Origin of the sequence: Devosia sp., from assembly GCF_965229025.1 — a bacterium.
Classification (GTDB): domain Bacteria; phylum Pseudomonadota; class Alphaproteobacteria; order Rhizobiales; family Devosiaceae; genus Devosia_A.
The window spans coordinates 3,747,932-3,771,095 of record NZ_OZ245853.1 but is presented as its reverse complement, the minus strand read 5'-3'; the positions used below and the strand labels follow the sequence as shown (position 1 = coordinate 3,771,095).

Annotated in this window: 20 protein-coding genes; 8 read left to right on the top strand and 12 right to left on the bottom strand. The window is 61.1% G+C overall.

All coding sequences use genetic code 11. The features are described from left to right. Positions 1 to 12 precede the first annotated feature (12 nt). Both ACO06J_RS18320 and ACO06J_RS18315 read right to left on the bottom strand, forming a co-directional pair. Positions 13 to 2,796: a UvrD-helicase domain-containing protein gene (locus ACO06J_RS18320; protein ID WP_421762150.1), complete on the bottom strand. Its 2,784-nt coding sequence runs from the start codon at positions 2,794 to 2,796 to the stop codon at positions 13 to 15. Between the two features lie 253 nt (positions 2,797 to 3,049). Then, complete coding sequence (locus ACO06J_RS18315) at positions 3,050 to 3,613, bottom strand: TetR/AcrR family transcriptional regulator (RefSeq protein ID WP_421762149.1); 564 nt, start codon at positions 3,611 to 3,613, stop codon at positions 3,050 to 3,052. 65 nt (positions 3,614 to 3,678) lie between these two features. Here ACO06J_RS18315 and ACO06J_RS18310 point away from each other — a divergent pair, with 65 nt between their 5' ends. Then, positions 3,679 to 4,071, top strand: coding sequence for a nuclear transport factor 2 family protein (locus tag ACO06J_RS18310; protein ID WP_421762148.1), 393 nt, complete (start codon positions 3,679 to 3,681; stop codon positions 4,069 to 4,071). Positions 4,072 to 4,138: 67 nt separating this feature from the next. On the opposite strand, the gene ACO06J_RS18305 is transcribed toward ACO06J_RS18310, so the two are convergent. Then, a complete protein-coding gene (locus tag ACO06J_RS18305) occupies positions 4,139 to 5,035 on the bottom strand; it encodes a LysR family transcriptional regulator (protein ID WP_421762147.1) in 897 nt (298 codons plus the stop codon). A 118-nt stretch (positions 5,036 to 5,153) separates the two neighbouring features. Here ACO06J_RS18305 and ACO06J_RS18300 point away from each other — a divergent pair, with 118 nt between their 5' ends. The 3 genes from ACO06J_RS18300 to ACO06J_RS18290 are packed head-to-tail and all read left to right on the top strand — an operon-like array spanning position 5,154 to position 8,239. Continuing rightward, positions 5,154 to 6,038, top strand: coding sequence for an aldo/keto reductase (locus ACO06J_RS18300; protein WP_421762146.1), 885 nt, complete (start codon positions 5,154 to 5,156; stop codon positions 6,036 to 6,038). A gap of 2 nt (positions 6,039 to 6,040) precedes the next feature. Further along, positions 6,041 to 7,021 carry an aldo/keto reductase gene (locus ACO06J_RS18295; RefSeq protein ID WP_421762543.1) on the top strand — a complete coding sequence of 327 codons (981 nt, stop codon included), beginning with the start codon at positions 6,041 to 6,043 and terminating at the stop codon, positions 7,019 to 7,021. Between the two features lie 3 nt (positions 7,022 to 7,024). Next, complete coding sequence (locus ACO06J_RS18290) at positions 7,025 to 8,239, top strand: multidrug effflux MFS transporter (protein WP_421762145.1); 1,215 nt, start codon at positions 7,025 to 7,027, stop codon at positions 8,237 to 8,239. A gap of 529 nt (positions 8,240 to 8,768) precedes the next feature. On the opposite strand, the gene ACO06J_RS18285 is transcribed toward ACO06J_RS18290, so the two are convergent. The 7 genes from ACO06J_RS18285 to ACO06J_RS18255 form a co-directional block, all read right to left on the bottom strand. Further along, positions 8,769 to 9,665 (bottom strand): NAD(P)/FAD-dependent oxidoreductase, encoded by an 897-nt coding sequence (locus ACO06J_RS18285; protein WP_421762144.1) that lies wholly within the window; start codon positions 9,663 to 9,665, stop codon positions 8,769 to 8,771. Positions 9,666 to 9,705: 40 nt separating this feature from the next. Beyond that, positions 9,706 to 10,764 (bottom strand): NAD(P)-dependent alcohol dehydrogenase, encoded by a 1,059-nt coding sequence (locus tag ACO06J_RS18280; protein WP_421762143.1) that lies wholly within the window; start codon positions 10,762 to 10,764, stop codon positions 9,706 to 9,708. 75 nt (positions 10,765 to 10,839) lie between these two features. Next, complete coding sequence (locus ACO06J_RS18275) at positions 10,840 to 11,895, bottom strand: alpha/beta fold hydrolase (protein WP_421762142.1); 1,056 nt, start codon at positions 11,893 to 11,895, stop codon at positions 10,840 to 10,842. A gap of 69 nt (positions 11,896 to 11,964) precedes the next feature. Beyond that, a complete protein-coding gene (locus ACO06J_RS18270; RefSeq protein ID WP_421762141.1) occupies positions 11,965 to 12,702 on the bottom strand; it encodes a hypothetical protein in 738 nt (245 codons plus the stop codon). After that, positions 12,702 to 13,931 carry a cytochrome-c peroxidase gene (locus ACO06J_RS18265; protein WP_421762140.1) on the bottom strand — a complete coding sequence of 410 codons (1,230 nt, stop codon included), beginning with the start codon at positions 13,929 to 13,931 and terminating at the stop codon, positions 12,702 to 12,704. The genes ACO06J_RS18270 and ACO06J_RS18265 overlap by 1 nt, the downstream gene beginning before the upstream one ends. A gap of 8 nt (positions 13,932 to 13,939) precedes the next feature. Next, positions 13,940 to 14,386, bottom strand: coding sequence for a FixH family protein (locus ACO06J_RS18260; protein ID WP_421762139.1), 447 nt, complete (start codon positions 14,384 to 14,386; stop codon positions 13,940 to 13,942). An 83-nt stretch (positions 14,387 to 14,469) separates the two neighbouring features. Then, entirely contained in the window at positions 14,470 to 15,252 is a 783-nt protein-coding gene (locus ACO06J_RS18255) for a helix-turn-helix domain-containing protein (RefSeq protein ID WP_421762138.1), read from the bottom strand. Positions 15,253 to 15,479: 227 nt separating this feature from the next. Between ACO06J_RS18255 and ACO06J_RS18250 the strand changes: the two genes are divergently transcribed. From ACO06J_RS18250 to ACO06J_RS18235, 4 genes are all read left to right on the top strand, one after another. After that, on the top strand, positions 15,480 to 16,268 hold the full coding sequence (locus ACO06J_RS18250; RefSeq protein ID WP_421762137.1) for a helix-turn-helix domain-containing protein: 789 nt from the start codon (positions 15,480 to 15,482) through the stop codon (positions 16,266 to 16,268). 133 nt (positions 16,269 to 16,401) lie between these two features. Then, positions 16,402 to 16,548: a DUF1127 domain-containing protein gene (locus ACO06J_RS18245; protein WP_421762136.1), complete on the top strand. Its 147-nt coding sequence runs from the start codon at positions 16,402 to 16,404 to the stop codon at positions 16,546 to 16,548. Positions 16,549 to 16,573: 25 nt separating this feature from the next. Then, positions 16,574 to 17,317, top strand: a complete 744-nt coding sequence (locus ACO06J_RS18240) for a hypothetical protein (protein ID WP_421762135.1) — start codon at positions 16,574 to 16,576, stop codon at positions 17,315 to 17,317. A gap of 1,187 nt (positions 17,318 to 18,504) precedes the next feature. Next, a complete protein-coding gene (locus ACO06J_RS18235; protein ID WP_421762134.1) occupies positions 18,505 to 20,547 on the top strand; it encodes a hypothetical protein in 2,043 nt (680 codons plus the stop codon). A gap of 623 nt (positions 20,548 to 21,170) precedes the next feature. Here ACO06J_RS18235 and ACO06J_RS18230 read toward each other — a convergent pair. After that, entirely contained in the window at positions 21,171 to 22,331 is a 1,161-nt protein-coding gene (locus ACO06J_RS18230; RefSeq protein WP_421762133.1) for an IS30 family transposase, read from the bottom strand. 162 nt (positions 22,332 to 22,493) lie between these two features. Continuing rightward, the gene (locus tag ACO06J_RS18225) at positions 22,494 to 23,102 is read right to left on the bottom strand and encodes a TetR/AcrR family transcriptional regulator (RefSeq protein ID WP_421762132.1); all 609 of its coding nucleotides are present in this window, start codon (positions 23,100 to 23,102) and stop codon (positions 22,494 to 22,496) included. Between the last annotated feature and the right edge of the window lie 62 nt (positions 23,103 to 23,164).

The following is a 23,164-nucleotide window of genomic DNA, read 5'->3' as shown; positions in this document are numbered from 1 at the left end:
TTCGCTCGACGGCTAACTGTTCAGTGCACTGGTGTGCTTGCATTCTGGATATCGGCTGCACCCCATGAACGACGCCCGCTTCTTCGAACGCCGCTCCACCAGATAGCCAGCGGAACACTTCGGACACGCCGGCAAAGCTTGACCATCCACGCCCTCGAACCGGATCTCCTTGCCGGCAATGTCGGCAAGCTCATCGATGTAGCGTGACTGCTGATCCGCGTTCGTCAGTAGGAAGACGCCGCGGCTGGCACGCGTCAGCGCCACGTAGAACAGTCGCCGCTCCTCGGCATAGGGGAAGGTCTCGGGCTCTGGTATTACCAGGTGGAGCAGCTCGTCGTCCTCGATGCGGCTGGGCACGCCGTAGTCGCCCTCGCTGACATCGATCAGGATGGTGTAGTCCGCCTCGAGGCCCTTGGCCCTATGGAATGAGAGAGCCTCTACTTCGAGGTGCTCGAACTTGGGTATTCGGCTCTCGAACGGGTCGAGGTAGTTATAGCGCCACAGCACCAACGCCTTCAGCTTCGGCTTTGCGTCGGTTCGCCATTGGCCAGCAATGCCGCCGAGGAAGCCGTCGAGGCGCTCGAGCACCTGCCGGCAGGCCGGACCGTAGTCGACCTTGCCGCGCACCGGCTTCACGGGGACGACGCGGATGGACTTCGAGATCGCCGGCCTTGTTGAGCGCACCGATTTCTTCAGCTGTGCGGGATTGCGCTGGACGAACTTCGCGGCGACATCGGCGATCAGCTGATTGCAGCGATAAGTCTGCTCGAGCCTGCCCTGCCAGCTGGTGCCGAAGTTCTCGTGGAAACGGGTAAAGATCGAGATGTCGGAACCAGCGAAGCGATAGATCGACTGCCAGTCGTCACCGACCGCGAACACCTTGGCGAAAGGATTCTGCTGTCGAAGCGCCTTGATGAGGTTGGCACGAGGCTCGGAGATGTCCTGGAATTCGTCCACGAGGATGAGCGAGTACGGGCTGACGTACTGCCGTGTTTCCACAAGCCGGGTGGCGTCGCCAATCATCGAGTCGAAATCGATCCGGCCAGCGTCGGCCAGCTTCTTGGAATAGGCCTCGGTGATCAACCATATGACCCGAGCAAAGATCCGGGCACGCTCCTTGTCGTGGAGGGACTTGGCGCGCTCGAACAGCATGTCGAGGGTCAGCTGGCTGGAGCGGATGTGCTTGATGCAGGTCCCAATAAGCTGGTGGTAGTGCTTGACCACCCGGGGGTTGAGCGCCTTCTGGATCTCGTCAGGCGACCGCTGGATCAGTGGTATCTCCCGGCGCTCCAGCTCCGACTTCAGAACGGTCAGCAGTGTGCCATCAGTGGCCTGTGCAGAGGTTGTCTCGAAGAAGTCCATCTCGGCCTCGCGATAGACGCTACGCTTGCTCTCGGCATGCATGACGTAATTGGCGAAGGGTGAGGTACCATCGGCGTTTATGGCGAAGTGCTCATGCACCGTGTTGGTGGCCGGATAGTAGAAGTCCGGGTGGACGTGGCGCACCGCGTCGGCCTCATCGTCTCCTTCGTCCTCAGCGCCACTTTCATCGCTGTCGTCTACATCGTCGACCGCAACCTGCTTCTCGTACTCGAACTCCACCGAGTTCAGCCACAACCAGCTGGCGATCGACTGCTCCTTCAGCGACTTCACATAGATGTCGCCAAGGGCGCGGATCGACGCCCTGCCCTTAGATCGCCGCTCGCTGACGTAGCGCTCGTAGTCCGTGTCGGAATCGAAGACCTCCCGGGGAATGTCCGCCTTCGGGTGCAAGATCAGCAACTCGATCCATAACCGCTGAAACTCGGAATCGGCCTTGGCGAGATCCTGTATGATCTCCTCGATGGCCTTTGCCTCGCCGGCGGGGTGCTCGACCCAATTGGCCAACTGCGGCGGCTTGCCCTCGATTTCCTGAATGATGCCGCGACCCAGCGCATGAAACGTCGTCACTCGACAGCCAACCGCTTCCTCGTCGACCTTCATCTGTTTCGTGATGCGGGCCTTCAGCTCATCCGCTGCGCTCTTGTTGAAAGCGAGGACGAGTATCTCAGCGGGCCGATAGAGCTTCTTCTCGAGAACGTAAGCCACCTTGCCAACCATGGTGGCCGACTTGCCAGAACCTGCCGATGCAACCAGCAGATTGTTGTCCTCAAGGCGTATGCAGGCCTCGCGCTGCTGGTCCGACAACGAGCGGCCATCGAGATCGTCGAAAAAGGCGCGAAACGTCGCCAGCTCCGCGCTGAGGAATTCACGGTTGTATCGATCGCGGACTAGGGGATCCGTCAGCAGGTCGAACGACACCGGTAGCGCAGCCTTCAGCGTGGAGGCGGTAAGGTCCGGATCGAGCATCGAATGCGACAGGGCAGCAGCCGCCCTGCCCGGCACGCTGGCGATGGCCCGGCTGAGATCTGCGTGCGCCAGATACTGTGCCTTTGCGCCGACGATGGTATGCAGCCTGTTATCTATCTCGCGGAGTCTGTCACCGTCCGAGACGATGAGCTCGCAGAGATGGTCATTCACGAACCGCTTCAGGTCAGCGGCGAGCTTGGCCGCGGCGTCACCTGATAGTCCGGACAGCCGATCCACGCGAGAATGCGATCGGAGCTCCAGCGTGTGCCAGAGGAGTCCTTTCGTCGAGGATACGGCGACCACGCCGAGGCACGGCAGTTCGATATCGCCACCATCTTCCAGCCTGATGACGTCCGAGCTCTTTCGAGAGAGCGTGATCTTCCAACTGCCTGCATTGAACAGACGTGCGATCAGTCCGGGGCGATAGGTTCGATTGTGTCCAAGCATCGGGTCGAATTGGTCGCATAGTCAGGCTTTATGCTTTGATAAGTCGACGCCAATGGCCCGCCAAAACTGCGAAGGTGCCGCCCGCCGAAACCGAAGGGCCACTTGCGGTTCCCAGGACGCATGCAACCTCCCTTCGCCTCTTTTGACTGCGCCCTCCTGTATCAGTTCGGCTGTTTCACCGCGCGAACTGCACAGCCATCACGCCTTCCAGCTCTCGTTGGGGCTGCAGAGCAAAGTCTATATCATCTCTTCGCTACTGCTGCCGGACGCTCAGCCAAGCGGATCGCACGATTTGGGCAACGCTATCATCCGGAATTCGCCCGCCAGCGCTGTTCCTAAGGATCGCATATGCTGGCCCCATAATAAGCGCGTACGCAACATCCCAGGGTAGGTCCTGAACGAGCTTTGCGCTGACCCACCGCGCATAAGCGTCTCCTGCTGCCCGGCGACCTGAATTGAGCATGTCAGCTACAGGCCCGAAGTCTTCTGTCACGCGCGAGCGAGCAAGCAGATCGTCCATAAAGGCAAAGAGCCGAGGGTTCTCCTGCCCCCAAATAAGGAAGCCGGCAACTGAGGCCTTGATTGATCGTTCAGCATCTTCACCCAGTTCGACGTCCCGAGAACGCAGCGACCATTCGAGCGTCGCCTTTTCCAATAGAGCGGCCGCCATCTCCGCCTTGCCGTTGAAGAAGTGGTAGATGCTCCCGGTTGAGGCACCACTGCGCTCGCGGATTGCTGCCATGGTCGCGCCATCGAAACCGCGCTGAAGGAAAACCTCGAGAGCGCCGTCCAGAATTTCCTGTCGTCGATTTTCCATTGACATCCCCTAGAACGCCGTTCTATCTGAACTAGAACGATGTTCTAGTCTAGAGGATTGTGACAGTGACCCAGTTGATTGACGTTGTACGTGCCTACTTCCGTGGAATCGAGCAGGGCGATCTGGACGCAGTTTTGGCCTGCTATTGGCATGACGCGCTGCAGATCGAATGGCCAAACAGGCTGAAGTCGAAGGGGGACAGGAGGCTTGTAGGCCAGCTCGTAGCGGACTTTGCGAGGGGCCAGAGGATATTGTCGAGCCAAACCTATGAAGTGCAGCGCTTCGCCGAAACCTCAGACTTTGTCATGGTCGAGGTCCTTTGGAAGGGAGAGCTAGCCATTCCGGTGGGGAAACTCGCGCCAGGCGACCAGATGATCGCTCACAGCAGCATCGCTTTTGACTTCAAAGATGAAAGAATCGTCTCGCAGCGGAATTATGACTGTTTCGAAGAGTTCTGACCTCGACTATGGGCCACCAGCAAACCTGCGCCTCGGGTGAGAGTGCGAAAGCGCCAAATGCGGTCGTTCAATCGGCTCGATAGCGGACGGCATCGACAAACAACTGGAACGCCGCTGAGTGCTGCCGGCTCGGATAGTAGAGGTGATAGCCCTCGAACGTCGGCATCCAGTCGGCGAGCACCTGGACCAGTTCTCCTGTTGCAAAGTGGGCGGCGGCCATGTCGGCCGGTACGCAGGCGAGACCATGTCCGGCCAAGGCGGCCGTCAGGGCATGGGTAGAGCTGTTGAACTTTAATTGCCCGTCGACCCTCACGTTCAGCCGCCGGCCGGCTTTTTCGAACTCCCAGGCATAAAAGCTGCCCTTGGTAACGAGCCGCAGATTGATGCAGTTATGGCCTGTCAGATCGTCCGGCGTATTGGGCACCTGGCGGCCAGCGAGATAGGCCGGAGCACAGACCACCGCCATGCTCCAGTCCGGAGCGATGCGTGTGGCGATCATGTCCCGCGCGACCTGCTCGCCCAGTCGTACTCCCGCATCATATCCCTGCTCGACGATATCGATTAGCCCGTTCTCGGAATCGACCTCGACGTTGATATCAGGATAGCGCCTGGCGAAATCGTCGATCTTTGGCCATAGCACCGTGCGGAGCGCATGGTCCGCTGCATTGATGCGGATGCTCCCGGCGGGTGTATCCCGAAAGCTGGCGAGCGCGGCAACAGCGTCGGCGATCTCATCCATCCGTGGACCCACCGTGTCCAGCAGCTTCTGTCCGGCATGGGTCGGCGAGACACTCCGGGTCGTGCGCTCTAGCAGTCGAACGCCGAGCCGCTGCTCCATCAGACGGATCGTATGGCTCAGCGCTGATTGCGACACGCCAAGTCCGGCCGCCGCCCGGGTGAAACTCCTTTCCCGCGCCACAGCCAGAAAGGCCACAAGGTCACGGGTATCCACCCGGTTATTCATGCGAAATCCTCATAAGACTATGTCGATCATACTCCATTATCGCACATTCGGCGATGACCTATTCCTTGACCAGCGACGGTCGCGGTCCCCAAAGCGACGCCGCCGAATGGAGACCTGCATGACAGCCATACCGAACATCACACTTAACAATGGCGTCGACTTGCCTGCTATCGGCTTCGGTGTATTTCAAACCCCACCCGCAGAGACCGTGAGCGCCGTTTCAGAAGCGCTCCGCGTCGGTTATCGGCACATCGATACAGCCGCCCTCTATGGCAACGAGCGGCAAGTGGGCGAGGCGCTCACCGCTTCTGGGCTTCGGCGCAGCGACGTCTTCGTCGAGACTAAGATCTGGATCAACGATTTCGGCTATGACGAGACGCTGCATAGCTTTGACAAGAGTGCGCGCAAGCTCGGGGTCGAGCAGATCGACCTCCTCGTCCTGCATCAGGCGCTGCCCTCGGCCTTTGAGAAAACGCTCGGCGCCTACCGTGCGCTCGAAAAGTTGCTCGCTGGCGGACGGGTGCGCGCCATCGGGGTCAGCAATTTCATGGTCGATCACCTCGAACAGCTCCTCGCGGAAACCGACATCGTCCCCTCGGTCAACCAGATCGAAGTGCATCCGTATTTCCAGCAGCGCGCCGTACAGGACCATTGCAAGGCGCACGGCATCGTCACCCAGGCCTGGTCGCCCATTGGCGGCATAACCTTCTACCGCGGCAATGGCCGCAGTACGCTCGAAGATCCGACAATCGTTGCTATCGGCAAGGCTCATGGCAAATCGCCCGCCCAAGTGATGTTGCGCTGGCATGTCGAGGAGGGTCGGCAAGTGATCCCAAAATCGGTCAAGCCCTCCCGCATCGCCGAGAACTTCAACGTTTTCGATTTCAGTCTGACCGTCGACGAAATCGCCGCTCTCGATGCTCTTGAGACCGGCGTACGTGGCGGACCGGAACCTGCCAACGTCACCCTAGAAACCTTCAGCCGCATTATCCCGGAGTCATGACCATGAAAACCCGCATGCTCGGCACTGCCGGCCTCGAAGTCTCCGCCATCGGCTTTGGCTGTATGGGCATTAGCCAGTCCTATGGCGAGCCGCTGCCCACCGCCGACGGCGTCAAGCTGATCCGTGACGCCTTCGAGCGTGGCATCACCTTCTTCGACACCGCCGAAGTCTATGGTCCCTACAAGAACGAGGAAGTGGTTGGCGAAGCGCTGGCCCCAATCCGAGACCAGGTGGTCATCGCCACCAAGTTCGGCTTCGACATCGACGGGAGTGGCGTGCCCGACAGTCGTCCCGAGCGTATCCGCCACGCCGTCGAAGGCTCGCTGCGTCGGCTCCGGACCGACCGTATCGATCTGCTGTACCAGCATCGCATCGACCGCAATACGCCCATCGAAGACGTCGCCGGCACGGTCAAGGACCTGATCGCCGAAGGCAAGGTGAAGCATTTCGGCATGTCTGAAGCTGGTATCGCCAATATCCGCCGCGCCAATGCCGTACTGCAGGTCACGGCGCTACAAAGCGAATATTCTCTGATGTGGCGCGAGCCCGAAGATCAGATCCTGCCAGTGCTCGACGAGCTCTGCATCGGCTTCGTGCCCTTCAGCCCGCTCGGCAAAGGCTGGCTTACCGGCACGATCGATCAGGCCACTACGTTCTCGCCCAAGGACTTCCGCAACTCCGTACCGCGCTTTGACCCCGAGAACCGCGCCGCCAACCAGGTGATGGTTGAGACGGTCCGCCGCATCGCAGCCGAAAAGCTCATCAGCCCCGCACAACTGGCGCTCGCCTGGGTGCTGGCGCAGAAGCCTTGGATCGTGCCGATCCCGGGCACCACAAAGCTGCACAGGCTCGAGGAAAACATCGGCGCTGCCTTGGTCGAACTCTCCGCCAAAGACCTAGCAGAGATCGAGGCCTCTGTTTCCGGCATTGCCATCAAGGGCGACCGCTATTCTGCGGTGAACCAGGCCAGGATCGATCGTTAGGCTATGTCGGACGCTGTCGCTCCACCCGCCTTGCCGCTCCGAACACACGGCCTACGGCTGACGTTATTGCTCAGCCTGCTACTCGGCTTTGCGTCGATTTCGACCGACCTCTACCTTCCTGCGCTGCCGACCATGGGGCGCAGCCTCGGAGCGGCGCAGGGCACGCTCGAACTTACGGTCTCCGGTTATCTGCTTGGCTTTGCGATCGGGCAGTTGTTCTGGGGGCCCCTTAGCGACCGGTTGGGCCGCAAACTCCCGCTGCTGCTAGGGGTCGGGATATTCGTCCTCGGAGCGGCAGGATGCGCACTCTCCAGCGATGCCACGCAGCTCATTGTCTGGCGTATCGTGCAGGCGCTCGGGGCCAGCGCGGCAGTGGTGCTGGCTCGCGCGATGGTACGAGACCTGTTCCATCGCGACGAGGCGGCGCGCAAGCTCTCAACTCTGATGATGATTATGGGAATCGCGCCCATGATCGGCCCGAGCCTCGGGGCGCAGATCCTAACGCTGTCCTCGTGGCAGATGATCTTCTGGCTATTGGTCATGGTGGGGTTTGCCACGGCGCTGGGGGTCTTCCGCACCGACGAGACCTTGGCGGTGGGGCAGCGGGCGCAGCAATCCCTTCTACAATCCTTCTCGGTCTACCTCGTCCACCTGCGCAACTGGCAGCTCATGGCGCATGCCGGGATTCTAGGCTTCAGCGCCGCAGGCATTTTTGCTTACGTCGCCGGCTCGTCCTTCGTCTTCATCAGCTACTTCGGACTCAGTCCTCAGGCATATGGGTTCGTGTTCGCCAGCGGCATCGTCGGCATCATGCTGGCTAACGCTCTCAACCGCAGGATCGTCGGGCGGTTTGGCTCCACCCGCATGGTCTTGGTGGGGACCATCATCGGCGCAGGTGCAGGGCTTTTCCTCATCGTCGAAACCTTGACAGGATGGGGCGGCATATTCGGTTTCGGTGCCCTGCTCTTCGTCTTCGTCGCCATGAACGGTCTCGTCGGCGCCAACGCCATCGCTGGTGGACTTTCCTCGGTTACGGAGGGTACCGGGGCAGCGTCGGCACTGCTTGGTTGCGCGCAGTATGGCGGTGGAATGATGGGCAGCGCATTGATCGGCTTCATGGCCAACGGCACCCCAGTCCCGATGGCGGTGATTATCGCAGGCGGCTCTTTAGCCGCGGTCGGTTGCGCCTCATATCTGGCGAGGAATGCGATTCACTAGGGGGCCGCTTTGGGCCAGAAGCGGCCCCTCAAGCTGACTGCCGCCGAGCATGTAGTCCGCCAACGAACCGGTGGTGGAATTAAGCGCACCAATGCCAAGTGCCCATTTGCCCATTAGAGAATTGCTCAAATGCATCGCGAACTCGGCCTCAAAATTGGCCGTCTCCAGTTGGGTTCGCGTGATGGCCACGGCGAATAGACGCGACCTTCCCGAGGGTTAGCCGAGGCACCCTCGAGAGACAAAAAACACCAGCAATATCAATGATTTAGTGGCGGGGGGGGAGGGATTCGAACTGGCGGTGGAGTTCGGCTTCCTAACCCTCGGATATGTCGAAGGAATTTCCGACACAATCTCGCTAAATGGCTGCTAGAGAATAACAATCTACCATCACGTTCGGGTCAAACCCTTCGAACTCAACCAGTTTGCGGTATGTGGCTGCGCTAGGCAGTTCGTGGAAAGCAATCCTCCAATAGGCGGTTGCTGCCGGATGTCGGCTCCGCGCCAGAAGTGGCCATTCATGTCCGTCTGCTCACTTTTCCATCACCAGTGACCGATGCATTGCCATCGCTGCCATCACGCCATCCGCGCAGGCAAAAGTGATGTTGTGCATGGAGCGAGAGATGTCGCCGGCGGCAAAGACACCTTCGACTGACGTCATCTGCCAGTCGTCGACCGTGATGACTTGACCAAGGGGGCCGCTCTGGACGTCGCAGTCTAGCTTGTCGGCGAGCGTGCTGTTGAGGCGGTTGCGTGGACTGATGAACAGTGCATCGAGGGGTTGAGTGTCACCGCCAGAAAGCCGGATGGCAGACAGCGCCTGCCCCATCCCCTCCAGTCCGGCGACCCGCCCGCGCTCAATGGCGATCCCACGCCGGTTCAGCTGACCGAGGCCAGGTTCGTCGATATCCTCACCGTTCAGGTAATAGGTGGTTGGACCCCAGTCCGACACTAGCAGGGCTTGCTGCAAGGATGCCGACGAGACACTCAAAACACCGAGGCGCCGACCACTGACCTCGTATCCATGGCAATAGGGGCAGTGGAGCACCGACTTTCCCCAACGTTCTGGCAGACCTGGGATAGTCGGCAGAATGTCGGAGATCCCGAATGCCAGCAGCAGTCGAGCTCCTGTGATTGTTGACCCACCGGATAGGCTAACCTGAAATCCGCCGCCATCTTTGGCCGCATCGATAGCGGCCTCGTTGATGAACTGGACCTTCGGGTAGGCTGATATCTGCTTTCGCATCGTGGCGAGCAGTGTTCCTGGATCAGCTCCATCGTGAGCAAAGAAGCCATGGGACGCCTCGGCGAAGCGGTTGCGCGGTTGTGACGTGTCCAGAACGCACACCGATCGGTGCGCCCGGCCGAGGTAGAGTGCGGCAGCCAAACCGGCAAAGCTTCCGCCAACGATGACGACATCGTAATGCATCGAAAGTCTCCTGCTGAGGTTGCGCAAGGGCTAGGTGTGGTCAGCGCAGGGCCACGGGTACGAGGCGTGGCGGCACATCCTTTGAGGTCCTGGCCCGCCACTTGGCCGTCGTCTCCCACTGCCTGTCCCCCACAGTCAGGACCACACTGCCGCGCTTGCGGCCGGTATCCACGTAGGCGTGGGCCTCTGCTGCGTCCTCCAGCCGGTAGATGCGATCAACCACTGGCTTCAGTTCGCCGTTCGACGCCAGACGGACGATGTAGCGAAGATCTTCAGGCCTTGCCGGCACGTAGCCGGCAATGACCGCTTTGCCGCTCGCCTTCGACGGCTTGCCGATGCCCAGCGTTTGCGCGAATGACCCCTGGATGGCGACGAGACGGCCGCCGGGCCGCAGCGACGTGTCACAGCGGGCGAAGGACACCGTCCCGGTGGTGTCGACGATGATGTCCCAGGTGTCGCCGGTCGTGGCGAAGTCGGTCTTGGTGTAGTCGAGGACCCGTTGCGCACCGAGACCGGCCGCCAGCTCCACATTCGAGGTGCTTGTGACACCCGTGACCTCGGCACCAAAGTGCCGTGCGATCTGAACGGCGGCCGTGCCCACCGCCCCGGAGGCGCCAACGACGAGAACTTTGTCTCCGGCCTTGATCCGCGCCTTGTCGCGCAGGAACGGCAGGGCAGTCATACTGCCAAAGGAGAGCGAGGCGGCCTCTTCAAAGGAGAGGTTCCCCGGCTTGAGTGCAATCGTGCCCGCCTCTGGCACCGTCCGATATTCGGCATGGCTGCCGTAGGCGCCGCCGGTGAAGGCGATGACTTCGTCGCCCGGGTTGAAGTTCACCACCTCGGCACCAACAGCTTCGACGATACCCGCCAGTTCCGTCCCCAGTATCGGCTGCCGCGGCCGCGTGAGACCGAAGACGAGGCGGCCGATCAGGCGAAAGCCGGCTGGCATGTTGAGGCTGCGGGCCCGGTGGTCACCAGACGTGACGGTGGTGGCGAGAATGCGGATCAGGACTTCGTCCGGCTTGGGCGTGGGCTTGTTGACGTCGCTGAGGGTGACGACTTCGGGGCCACCATACTGGCGGTAGGTCATGGCTTTCATGGCAAGTCTCCTTGATGCGAGACCGCCTTCGAGGGGGCTCGCGGTTGGTTGGTTGAGGCGTTTGAGGATCGGCGGTTAGTCGTCGGCGCGGACTAAGGCCACCACGTCGTCAATGGCCTTCGAAACGATGGCTGGATCTTCGAGTTGAACCGCATGGCCACTGTGCTCTGCGACGACCAGTCTCCCCCGCGTGCTGAGCGCGGCCATCTTGTGCTGGGCGGCCGGCCAGTTCGGGATCTCTGCCATGCTCGCTGCGGCCGCAATGACCACGAGCGGCCGTGAGCCCAGACTGGTGTTGGCAAGCGCGGCATCGTCGGCGGCCCGCGCCAGCCCCTCACTGGTCGTTTCGTCGATGGCAGAGGCCTGGGTCTGCAACAGCACCATTTCTTCGGCTTCTGCCGGCGAGAGCAACGGCGCGCTGGCAAGGCTGGCACCGAACATCCGCGCCACACCCAGGTGACGCGCCACCCCATAGAGGCCCCCCTGCATACCGAGTGCTGTGCTGAACGCGTCGGCCTCGGCCTTCGGGGTAAGACTGTCGACCAGCTCGCTGCGGGCATCAACGAGCACCATCCCTGCCACGTCATCGGGATGCGTGGCCGCAAACATCCGGATGTTCTTGCCGGCCAGCGAATGACCGACGAGGACGAAGGGGCCGGGAATGCCAGCGTTCAGCAGGAGTATGTGGAGTTCATCGGCGATGTGTCCGGGAGTGCGCGGCAGTGGACTCTCATCGCTCCAGCCCATCCCAGCGCGATCATAGGTGCACACCTGCGTCGTGGTTGTGAGTTCCGCGCGCACCAGGTTCCAGTCGAGCGACGACCCGCCCAGACCAGCATCCATGACAACGGTCGGTGAGCCTTCCCCGCGGCAGTCGAGATGGATGCGATAGCCGCCAACATCGACGTGACGACCAGCCGGCGGATAGAACGAGAGGTCCTGGGACCCAGAAATCGCTTCGTAAGTCGCTCCCAAAGCCGCGACCACTGGAATAGCGCCGACGCTGACAGCGGCTGCGCGGAGCAAGATGCGAAGACCTCGGGAGCCCTTGTCCCGTGCGGTCGGCTGGGCCGTTTTGCTGGTGGCTGGTGCGGCTATATGGAACGGTCTGTCTTCTGTGGCGACGCTCATTTTGTGATCCCTCTCCAATCGATGTTGAATGGATAAGCGACTTGGCGATGTTGGGATTGAACGCAGGGGCTACCCGGCCGACTTGTCTGTCGGGAGCGCCGGAGCTGTGGTTCCGCTCAGGAAGTCTGCCTCAGGCGACTGCACATAGAGCCGCCGCACCTCGCGCACCTTGCTCATGGGCATGGTGACAATGACATTGCCCTGGGAGATCAGCAGGTAGGCCGATGTCACCCTGACAACGCTGCCGCTCAGGACGCCCCTGTCCGTTTCGATCTGGGACACCGGTCGACCATGGCCGGACGCCACGATGCTGTCAGAAATCCCAACGGCAGTCGGGATGTAGATCAGCGAAAATACCAGCCAGGCGAACGGCATGTGCCGGGACTTCATCAGGACATTGGCACCTGCTGCCATGACGCCGAGGATCAGGTAGCCGCACGCCAGGTGGCCCAGTGTCCACTGCCAGGGGCCGCTGAAGAACATGCAGAAGCCGACGCCTCCCACGACAAGCAGGGGCAGGCCCACTGCCAGTGCAAGACGCTTGCGCTCGGGAGCCGACCGAATGAGGCGCCCGATCAGCATTGCGATCCATGCCGCCGCAGCCATCGGCGCCGCGGCGACGCCAGCCCCCACCAGCAAGTCCTGGACTGTCAGCAGGGAAATCAGGCTCCACTCGATCGGAGCAAAAAAGCCGAAATTGTAGAGCGTCGCGCCGACCACTGCGGCAGCGCTGAGGCCGGTCGCGATCTCGGTGATCGAGCGGCGTTCGAGGGCAAGATGCTCCTTGATCATCGTACGGTCGATCATCACTGGCCTCCACCGACACTGGTTTCGGTCAGCGTTCCGAGAAAGGCCTCGAGCGCCGTGAGCTCTGCCTGGCTCATGGCCAGGGGCTTGAGCTCGCTGTGCCCGCCGGGTGCGCCCGGCGCCTCATTGTAGTGGCGGAGTACCGCCGCGAGGCTATCGAACTGGCCGGCGTGCATGTAGGGAGGCCGGGCCGCAACCCCGCGCAGCGATGGCGGCTTATAGGCACGGACCAGGTCCTCCCCATCCCGGTCCATGTAACGCAACTCGGCGCAATCGTCGGGACCGGCATCACTGTAAGCGCCGAGGCAGTTGAACGGATCGGAGAGAACCTGCGCCGTCGCAACGATGCGCCCCTGATCGTCCGGCAATCCGGGCGAAGCAGGGACGCCCGTATTGTGGAAGTGCTGGTCGGTGAACAACGGGCCGTTGTGGCACTTGGTGCACTCGGCCTTGCCGACAAAAAGCCGAAGCCCATCCGCTTCCTCGGGGGTGAGAAGGCCGTTTGTATCGCGCCCGGCGACCAGCGCATCGGCAAAGGCATCGAACCGCGTCGGACGCGGATTGATCGTTCGCTCGAATGCAGCGATGGCCTTTCCGACATTGGCAAAGACGCGGTTCACGGCATCCCGCTGCTGCTCGGGGAGAGCAGTCCACGCCACCTTCGCGGCATCGGTGCCAAGCGGTGTGGCGTGCTCCGGCAGTGCCGTCACTTCGGGCAACAGGCCGAACAAGGCTTCGTAGACCGCGGCATAGTTGGCTGCGACAAGCCGCGTGATCTGAGTGCGGTCGGCGCCATGCTCCACGAGACTCTCGAGCGGCCCGAGAGCCTGCGCCCATTGGCTGTCCCGCCGCCCGTCCCAGAACAGCCAGGGGCTGTAGGCGGTGCCAGCGATCGGCATGGTGCGCCGATTGGTCTTGCCCATGCCGGTCGCCCGCGGGGTGCCGTCCTGGAACTGCCGATCGGGCAGATGGCAGGACGCACAGGCGACCTTGCCGTTGCCGCTGAGCCGCGTGTCAAAGAAAAGCGCCCGCCCGAGTGCGGCCGCGGCAGGGTCGTCACCGACAGCATTTGACGGATCGGGTGGCAGCTTCGGAAGCGCCGATAGCGATAGCGACGCAATGAGCTTGGTCTCTGCCGGGCTCCAGACGGGCTTTCCAAGGTCAAAAAAGGTCCAGCCGGCCACGAGAGTGCCAAGCACCCCCGCGGCGAAAAGCAAAGGCAAGCGCATGATCGGCCTCACAGGGTAAGGTTGAAGGTGGCGCTGTCAGTGCCGGCGGCTCCCGAGACCTTGAGCGTGATCGTCCACCAGCCAGGCATGTTGAACTTCATCCCCTCGACCTTATAGCGCCCCCCACCGAGTTCTTCGGTGACCTGTGGTTCGGTTGGGAGGCCGTGACCGTGCTGCGGCATGCCGCCATCGATCGAGAGGTTGGCGTGCTCGAGCGGTGTGCCGTCCGGATTGGTGACCGAGACGGTCCAGGTCTGCATCGTGCCGACCGGAATGGGCGAGACGCCGGGCTCGAGCGTCCCGACATAAAGCCCATGCTCGGTCGCATGAGTCAGCGACAGGTCGAGATCGGCGGGGGGCGGCTGCATCATTGCGGCGACGCCGATTCCGCCAACCCCGATCAGGGCGACTGGCAGCAACCAGAGCAGGCGGAGCGATGACTTGGACATGGGCATGGGAACCTCCTTCGTTTAACGATGGAGGGGAAATAGACACTCGGGGGCCGCCGCGATTGAACGTAGGGGCTAGATGGTGGCCTTCAGGCTGACTGCCGAAGCTCCAGGTCCACGACGCGGGCCGAGGTGGGCGCCAGGCCGAACATTCGCCGGCAGGTGCGGGAGAGGTGCGCCGAGTCGGAGAAGTTGGCGGCGTGGGCCGCCTCGGTCCAGGACCCTTCAGCAAAGCCGATCGACAAAGCCCGGTTGAGCCGCTCCCACAGGACAAAGGCCCGAAGCGACACGCCGGTCTCGGCTACGAACAGATGCCGGAACCGGCCCGGCGAGAGGCCGACCAGGCGCGCCAGCGGTGCGAGCAGGATCGGCTCGTCGATACGGGCGCGTATCTCGGCGATCGCCCTGATGATCCGAGTGTCGACGGGAGCTGGTTGAACCGACACGCCGGCCGCGGCGGCTATTGTACGCTGCGCCAGCTTGCGCAATTCGTCATCGCTTGCCCCTCCGAAATAGGCAGCAGCAAGGGGCGCGGCAAGGGGAGCCATGGTTGCCGCATCCAGTAGGGTTAGGCCCCGACGGACGCACTTGGCCAGCAGGCTTCGTCCCAAAGCCGATTCAGGCTCAAACAGGATATTTGCGACGACCTTGCCAGGAGCCTGAAAGGCATGCGGCGCATCCGGCGTGATCAATGCACCGTGGCAAGAGATCCAGTCTCCATCAGGCTCGGTCTGGAACTGCGCCATGCCGTCGAGGGGCACCGACAACTGCACGGCATGATGCGCGTGGCGCTTGGTAATACCAGTGATCAGCGCAAGCCAGAGGCTCCCGCCTTCCCAGAACACGACCCTGCCGAACCCCGCGATGTCCATGAGGTATATTAGGCGATTTTTGGTGTCTGGAAAATGGGGTGCAAGTCAGAGAGGTCAACGTCCTTCCAAGGGACCCGAAGTTGACAAAGTGCATCCCGCAAGCACGGGCAGTTGTCCTTCCTGCGTGGACCATGTTGGTCTGCGGGAGGCTAGGGGATGGCAACTGCACTCTTGGCGCCAGTGAAGCGCAATGGCATGGTCTGTCGCGGTGTTGGGAGGACGCCGCAGTGCTGATTTCGGGGTTTGGGCAGTTTATCTTCTGGAAGGACGGAAGCCTCTATATCGGTTCGGCCGTTTCACCGAGCGAACTGCACAGCCATCACGCCATCCAGCTCTCGTTGGGACTGCAGGGCAAAGTGCAGTTCAAAACCACCCCTGCATCAGACTGGATTGAATATGACGGCGCAGTCATTCCGCCGGACTTGCTCCACACGTTCCAGGCGCCTGGAAGAGTGCTGGCCCACATTTTCACGCAGCCAGAGTCTCAGCTAGGCCGGCGAATTCTCAGCCGGTTCGGGTCTCAAGAGATATCACGCCTATCGACCGAAGAAGCACATAGGCTCGCTGCACCGTTGAAGCACGCCTATTTCAATGACGTTCCAGATGCAGACCTCATCCAGATTGCACGACAGACGTGTGCGCAACTGGTTGGAGCAATGGAGCCTGAACACATTGTCGATCCGCGCATTCTGCGCGCCTTTACCGAGATCGACCACCGTCTGGATAGTTCATTTTCGCTTGGAGAAATTGCCTCCCGCGTTGGCCTGTCCGAGGGACGGTTTCGGCATCTTTTTGTGACGGAAACGGGAGTGGCTTTTCGCCCGTATGTGCTCTGGGCGAGACTGAACCGGGCGCTCGCGCTCGGCTACTCTGGCGTGTCTTGGACGGAAGCCGCTCATGCAGCGTATTTCGCCGACTCGGCCCATCTGACTCGAACCTGCCGTCGGATGTTTGGCATCGCACCCAGTTCGATCAAGGATGCTGGCCGAGCCGTCGCCGGGATCAAAACGGCTTAGACTGCGACACCTGCATCGCCGAGTTCACCCGGCTTCACAGGAGAGTCCCTTGGCCGCAGAGTTCAGCCCCTACGTTCAATTCTGCAAATGAGAGCGTGCGTATATCGGCCCCATTCGATCATGGAGGTCTGAAATGTTCACCACTCGTATCCTGAACTACCTGATTGCCAACCGCCGCCGTAGGCGCACCACGCTCGTGCTTGCAGACCTCAGTGACCATCAACTGAGGGACATTGGCATCTCTCGCCACGACCTTGTCGCCGCCCACGGACACCGGTGACTCGAGCAGAAAGGAGAAGAATTCCATGAGCGAAGCCCTCATCGGCGCGCGGAACGCGCTACGCCTCCCTGCAACCCTACTTGTGGCGAGTCAGCTTGCATACATTGCCGTCACGCAGTTCCATGCGGGCGGACACGCCAACGATCATCACGAGATTTTCGAGACCTACGCCCATGATGCTCTTTGGGGTGGGGTTCATCTGGGGCAGTTCGTCGCGATGGCAATTCTTGTTGCCGGACTTCTGGCTCTTGCGTCTTTGCTGGCCTCCCGAGACGCATTGACACTCTGGCTCGGGCGCCTCGGTGCCGCATCTGCCGTGACTGCGTTGGCCCTCTATGGTGTTCTTCAAGCGGTTGATGGCGTCGCGCTGAAGCAAGCCGTCATCGCTTGGGCAGGTGCACCGGCGGCCGAGCAGTCAGCGCGCTTTGCAAGTGCCGAGACAGTGCGCTGGCTGGAATGGGGAATGCGCAGCTATGAAGATTTCGCGATCGGAATTGCGCTGGCTCTATTCGCGGGTGCTATCACAGCGAGCCAAAGGTTCCCCAGAGGCGTCGGGCTCATCATAGCTCTTTCGGGTGTGGCGTATCTCGCGCAGGGATGGATCGCTGGAGCAGAAGGATTCTCGCCGGCTCAGTCATTGGCGATCGTGCTTGGCTGGAGCTTGTGCTTGGTCTGGATGACTTGGCTGGCCATTTGGGCTTGGCTTCCCTTCCCTTCAGGGAAAGGATCCGCTGTCCATGTCGATCAAGCCCACCTTATCAATAACTAGCTGCGCCCGCCCCTGCCAGTCCAGCGACCGAGGCATCGCCCCCCTTGCAGGACTCAAGTACGATGTATCCTGCCGGGTGTCTGACGAATTTCCGTTTTGGGCCACAAGCGGCCTTGGACAATGACCACAAACCGACTGCTCACCAGTCGTCACTCAGCGCAAACCGGTGGTGGAGTGAAGCGCCCTAATGCCAAGTGCGAAATAGGCCATAAGAGAATGGCCCGATTGCATCACGATTTCGGGTTCCGAATTGGCCGTCTCCAGTTGGGTTCGCGCGACCGCCGGGGCGAATAGACGCGACCTTTCCAAGGGTTAGCTGACGCTCCCTACGGAAACCAAAAACACCATTAATATCAAGGGGTTAATGGCGGGGAGGGATAGACTCGAACTGGCGATGGAGTTGAGCTTGCTAACCCTCGGAAATGTCTAGCGAATTTCCGCTGCTACCAGTCTCTAAGTTATTGATCGCGTTCAGCTTATCGACTTGTCCTGCGCCCAGACGACGACCCCACTCCACCACCGGTTTTCGACACGTCCCTGTCTCCGACCAAGGAGTCAGTTCAGTAAACGGGTGGTGGAGTGAAGCGCCCTAATGCCAAGTGCGAAATAGGCCATTAGAGAATGGCCCGACTGCATCGCGATTTCGGGTTCCGAATTGGCCGTCTCCAGTTGGGTTCGCGCGACCGCCGGGGCGAATAGACGCGACCTTTCCGAGGGTTAGCTGACGCACCCAACGGAGACCAAAAACACCAGTAATATCAAAGGGTTAATGGCGGTCCGGGAGGGATTCGAACCGGTGGTGGAGTTCGGTATCCTAACCCTCGGAAATGTCTAAGGAATTTCCGACACAATCTGGCTAAATGCCTGTCAGAGAATAACAATCTAGCATCATGACGACATCCGTGACCAGGTATGCGTCGTCAAGCGGCAGCTTTTGGCCAAGACGGCCCGACTACGCGATCAAGATCTCAGGGCCTTGCGCACCTTTTCAACCGCTCCTCCCATTCCGGGATGCGCACTGGAGTGAGTGCAGTGCAAAAGTCCCCCCGATAGTCAATCTGTGATTAGATTTGGCGGCGCCACGAAAGGGTATTTTCTTGTCACAAGCAGTATGTGACACCTGCTCTTCTGAGTAGCGACGCGTCCATCCCAATAGCAAGATTTCTCTTAATGTAGAGGAAGCCGCAATGGATCGACCACAGGTTTCCCAGCGATACGGTGTTACCCTTACGCCTTCGCCGGCAATTGGCATCCTCGTGCGCTCACCAGCATTCGTAGTGGTGCTCGTCTACGCACTGTTGTTTCAATTCGCACCTGGGCAGCTGCTCGAGGTACTTCGGATCCTGATCGGCGATCCGGCCAAACTCATCTTTACGGCGCTCATCCCTCTGGCGGTATTCGCAGCGGTGCAGTTGGCGGTGATCGCCGGCGCTGGCCCCATCAATCGGATTGCTGATGCTGCCTTGGTGAGCCTGCCTGGGATCATCCTCGCGGCACTCATATTCGAAGCTGCTCCGTCCGTTTTCGCCGCTGAGGCCGCGATCCTGGCCTGCGCAGCGCTGTTTGCGTGGTCATGGTGGGTTGCCTCGATCATTCCTCGCCCCTCGATCTGGCTGTGGGCAGCCGCTGCATTTGCGGTCGCGGTAGCTTTCCTCGCCCTCGAGTTTGCGACCGTTCACTCGCCGGTCTTCTGGCCCCGGACGTTCGGCTCAACCGGCATCCTCATTGCTGCCCTTGGCTTGGCATCGGTAGCCGCCAGCTGCCTGCTCCGATGGCCCAGATGGGCGCTAGCAGTCTTTCTGTCCATGCTGGTCTTCACCTTTCTCGAGGCGCCGCCTGCCTCGCTGAGACGGCTTGACTACACGCCTGCGAAACCCGAGCCACTCGAAGCTGCCTTCTACGACTGGCTGAACGATCGAAACGATCTCGACGCCTACAAGACTGCCAGGCGTCCGTACCCGATCCTGGTTTCGGCTGCGTCCGGGGGAGGCATTTACGCAGCCGCCCACGCCTACGGCGTGCTTGCGACGGCAGCGGCCGCTTGTCCGCGCTTCGCGAGCCATCTTTTCTCCAGCGTTGGCGTCTCAGGCGGCAGCTTTGGAACCGCGCTCTATGCCGCTGATATGGCGGCCAAGCCAGCAGCGAGCAGTGGGCCGAAATGCACCAGCGCGACGGTCAGCAATCCCACACTCGAGGCAGACCATTTGGCGCCCATCCTCTCCTGGCTGCTCTTCATTGACATCCCAAGCATCCTGCTGCCGGGCCGGTTTTCTGAATACGACTCCGGAACCGCACTCGAATGGTCGTTCGAGGATCGCTCGCAGGGCGAGGACGCCGCCTCATTCTTGACGAAGGATGTCGCCGAGGTCTGGTCGGCAAACGGCGACGTGCCGCTACTCAACTTCGTTTCCTCCAACATCGAGAGTGGAGGGCAGTTCGTCTTCGGCGAGCACGAGCCAGCATTCTACGAGAGCCTCTCGGACTGGTTCGGTCGCTACAAGCCGGTTGAGGAGGGCAGCGTTCGCGTCGTCACTGCCGCCGGGATCAGTGCGCGTTTTCCATGGGTGACGTCATCGGCGGCGCTGGCTCTCGACCCGACACCACAAGTGGACATGAGCAGCGGGGAACCGGTGGAACTCCCAATGACCACGGACTACCGGATGTTGGCCGATGGCGGGTACTTCGACAACGCCGGCACTGACGCCACGTCTATTGTCCTTGGGACTATCGAAAACCTCGCCACCGTGACCGACGAATGTTTTGCCGGCACCTGGAGAAACTGCCCCAGATGGACGTCGAAGGCAGAGCGATGCCGACTAGTCATCCACAGGGATCCGTTCGAGGTCGTCGACTGGAATGGGTGCGACAAGCACGTATTCCTAGGCGTCATGTTGATCGGAAAGCGAGGGGGAGTCTTCCCAGGCTACAGCTACGGACCCCAGCCGATCGGCCAGCGCTCGGCGCTCTGGGAGCCGATCAAGATTCTCCTCAATGCCTGGGTGGCACGGGAAACTTTGAGTGCGGAACGTCTTCAGGTGAATCGGAGCGGTCCGAACGGCGATGGCGTCTCGGTGTTTCCGTTGGACACCTCGGTGCTGCCGCTGGGCTGGACCCTATCCTCCGGAACCGTCCGGCAGATTCTCAATACGTCGATCACCGACACTGACCTCGGCACGTTGTCTGACTTGCTCGATCCATCGGTGAAGCGGGAGCCGGCGCAAACGCTCTAGGAGGAGGACAGCTGGAGCAGCCGCAGAACAGCTGCTGCGCCACGCACAATGGTCATCGTCTACGCGACGTGAGAAAGCTCGCGCCAAGACTGGGGGCGGGACGTCGCGCCCATGTTGGCCATCAACGACCGTTCATGGCGCGCCTGCGGACTTTACGCCTACCACTAAGTCAGCACGGTAAACCGGTGGTGGAATGAAGCACCCCAATGCCAAGTGCCAAATTGGCCATTGGAGAATGGCCCGAGTGCATCGCGAATTCGGCGTCGGATGGGGCCGTCTCCAGTTGGCTTCGCGCAGCCGACAGCTCGAATAGACTCGACCTTTCCGAGGGTTAGCCAACACGGTTCACGGAGACAAAATACACAAGTAATATCAATGAGTTAATGGCGGAGCGGGAGGGATTCGAACTGGCGGTGGAGTTCGGCTTCCTAACCCTCGGAAATGTCGAGCGAATTTCCGACACAATCCCGCTAAATATCTGCTAGAGAATAACAATCTACAATCAGGCTCGGATCACACCCTTCGAACTCCACCGGTTTGTAGGTCTCTCCCGCTAGGCACTTAGTGCAAAGCAATCCCTCCACTAGGCGGTTGCTGCCCAATGTCCGCTTTGCGCGGTGGGTTCAACCGATCGCTGCAACACACTCGGCGAACTTCTCTGCTGGCGTCTGATAGAGCAAGGTCTTTCTGGGGCGCTCGTTGAGCTGTCGCGCTATGGCGCTGAGTTTTGCCTGGCTGTGCTCGGACAGGTCGGTGCCCCTCGGCAGGTATTGGCGCAGCAGTCGGTTGGTGTTCTCGTTTGAGCCGCGCTGCCAGGGTGATCGCGGATCGCAGAAGTAAACCCGGACGTCGGTGGCCAGCGTCAGCCGCTGGTGGTCAGCAAGCTCCTTGCCGCGGTCCCATGTCAGCGATCGATACAGTTCGCCGGGAAGTTTCTGTGCGTTCTTGATCAGCGCGCTGACAACGCCTTCGGTATCCTTGTTGGCAACCTTGATCAGCATCACGAAGCGCGACTGGCGTTCGACCAGCGTCGCCACATAGCTGTTCTTGGACCCGCCGATGAGGTCGCCTTCCCAGTGGCCCGGAATGGCTCGATCTTCGACAGACGCAGGCCGTTCACTGATCGGAACCGCATCCTTGATCTGCCCCAGCCCGCTCTGCTTCATGCTGGCGTGCCGGGAGCGGCGGATTGTTCGCCGGGCCCTAAGGTGCTCAAGCAACTCCTTCTTCAGCACCCCACGGGCCTGGATGAACAGGCTGCGGTAGATCGTCTCGTGCGACACCTGACGATGCGCCTCTCCCGGATAGGTGCGCTTCAGCCAGCCGGCGATCTGCTCGGGTGACCACTTCCGCTGCAGCTTGGCAGATACTGTCCGGGCCAGGGATGGACAGCAAGCCAGCTTGCATGGCTTGGGCCGCAAAGCACGATCCCAGGCGGCCTGGTCGGAACGGGCCGCTCTATATCGATCGGGGCCGCCGTTGCGGCGAACTTCACGGCTGACGGTGGATGGCGACCGACCCAGCGTACGGGCGATAGAGCGCAAAGATCGTCGTGTACTCAGGCCTATCGAGATCTCCTCCCGTTCGCCCAGGCTGAGTGACTTGGGTGCCCGTCGTCGGTCGGCCGGACGTATGCCACCGGTCGGCGAGATAACCGAAAAGACCGAGGACGACGCTCGGTCAAACCGGCGTCCGATCGACTTCATCAACTCCCCTGCCTGCCATCGATCCCAGATCTCAGCGCGCTGAGCTGAGGAATAGTAGATGCGACGTCGCTGCTTCATGGCCCACACTCCATCTCCAATCGAAGACTAGTGTGTTGCGCTCACCGGTTGAGCCCACCGCCAGAAGCGGACCCAGAGCTTCTCTGATCTGAGTTCCCATCTCTAGTGTGCCTTGTGGACCACCGACCTTGCGGCGGCCGACGTCGCCCCAGGCTGCCCTCGTCAGGCCGCGAGCGCCGTGACTCCGGCCACTGCTATGTCTAGCGCCGCTTCGAGCGGCCGCACCGTACGCTCCACCTGAGCCAGCAACAGTCCGCCCTGAAGCGCAGCCAGCGTGGCAATCGCCAGCTGTTCGGGGTTGGCCGATGGCCGCAACTGTCCGCTCGTCCGCATCCGACCGTAGCCGGCCACGAGGAATGCCTCCCAGCTCGAGAAGCCCTGTGCAATTGCTGCACGAGCCCTCGGCGACTCTCCCAGTTCGCCCACCAGTGAGCCGAGCGGGCACCCTCCGGCGCAATCGACCTGGCGCGACGAGGCGACGAGTTCATCGCGCCAGCGCACCAGATGGGCCAGCGAATTCATGTCCCGCAGGAGGGGCTGGTGCGCGTTCAGGACCATGTCGATCTTCCGCGCCACCACCGCCAGGATGAGATCCTCGCGGTCGGCGAAGTAGTGATAGAGCTGCGACTTGCTCGTATGGGACTCCGCAAGCACCGCGTCGAGGCTCGTATTGGCCAGCCCCTGCGTCTCGATCAGATGTGCTGCCGCGTCGACGATGCGGGCTCTGGTCGCCGCCCCGCGGCCGGTCAGTTGCGTTGGTTCGATAGCCATACGCCGAAGTTACTTGACCGCGAACGTGCTGGCAAGCGAAGTGGACTGATTAGTCCAATTCG

Coding starts and splice junctions, on each gene's coding strand:
- ACO06J_RS18320 (WP_421762150.1), bottom strand. CDS start 2,796: ATGCTTGGACACAATCGAACCTATCGCCCCGGACTGATCGCACGTCTG.
- ACO06J_RS18315 (WP_421762149.1), bottom strand. CDS start 3,613: ATGGAAAATCGACGACAGGAAATTCTGGACGGCGCTCTCGAGGTTTTC.
- ACO06J_RS18305 (WP_421762147.1), bottom strand. CDS start 5,035: ATGAATAACCGGGTGGATACCCGTGACCTTGTGGCCTTTCTGGCTGTG.
- ACO06J_RS18300 (WP_421762146.1), top strand. CDS start 5,154: ATGACAGCCATACCGAACATCACACTTAACAATGGCGTCGACTTGCCT.
- ACO06J_RS18295 (WP_421762543.1), top strand. CDS start 6,041: ATGAAAACCCGCATGCTCGGCACTGCCGGCCTCGAAGTCTCCGCCATC.
- ACO06J_RS18290 (WP_421762145.1), top strand. CDS start 7,025: ATGTCGGACGCTGTCGCTCCACCCGCCTTGCCGCTCCGAACACACGGC.
- ACO06J_RS18285 (WP_421762144.1), bottom strand. CDS start 9,665: ATGCATTACGATGTCGTCATCGTTGGCGGAAGCTTTGCCGGTTTGGCT.
- ACO06J_RS18280 (WP_421762143.1), bottom strand. CDS start 10,764: ATGAAAGCCATGACCTACCGCCAGTATGGTGGCCCCGAAGTCGTCACC.
- ACO06J_RS18275 (WP_421762142.1), bottom strand. CDS start 11,895: ATGAGCGTCGCCACAGAAGACAGACCGTTCCATATAGCCGCACCAGCC.
- ACO06J_RS18270 (WP_421762141.1), bottom strand. CDS start 12,702: ATGATCGACCGTACGATGATCAAGGAGCATCTTGCCCTCGAACGCCGC.
- ACO06J_RS18265 (WP_421762140.1), bottom strand. CDS start 13,931: ATGCGCTTGCCTTTGCTTTTCGCCGCGGGGGTGCTTGGCACTCTCGTG.
- ACO06J_RS18260 (WP_421762139.1), bottom strand. CDS start 14,386: ATGCCCATGTCCAAGTCATCGCTCCGCCTGCTCTGGTTGCTGCCAGTC.
- ACO06J_RS18255 (WP_421762138.1), bottom strand. CDS start 15,252: ATGGACATCGCGGGGTTCGGCAGGGTCGTGTTCTGGGAAGGCGGGAGC.
- ACO06J_RS18245 (WP_421762136.1), top strand. CDS start 16,402: ATGTTCACCACTCGTATCCTGAACTACCTGATTGCCAACCGCCGCCGT.
- ACO06J_RS18240 (WP_421762135.1), top strand. CDS start 16,574: ATGAGCGAAGCCCTCATCGGCGCGCGGAACGCGCTACGCCTCCCTGCA.
- ACO06J_RS18235 (WP_421762134.1), top strand. CDS start 18,505: ATGGATCGACCACAGGTTTCCCAGCGATACGGTGTTACCCTTACGCCT.
- ACO06J_RS18230 (WP_421762133.1), bottom strand. CDS start 22,331: ATGAAGCAGCGACGTCGCATCTACTATTCCTCAGCTCAGCGCGCTGAG.
- ACO06J_RS18225 (WP_421762132.1), bottom strand. CDS start 23,102: ATGGCTATCGAACCAACGCAACTGACCGGCCGCGGGGCGGCGACCAGA.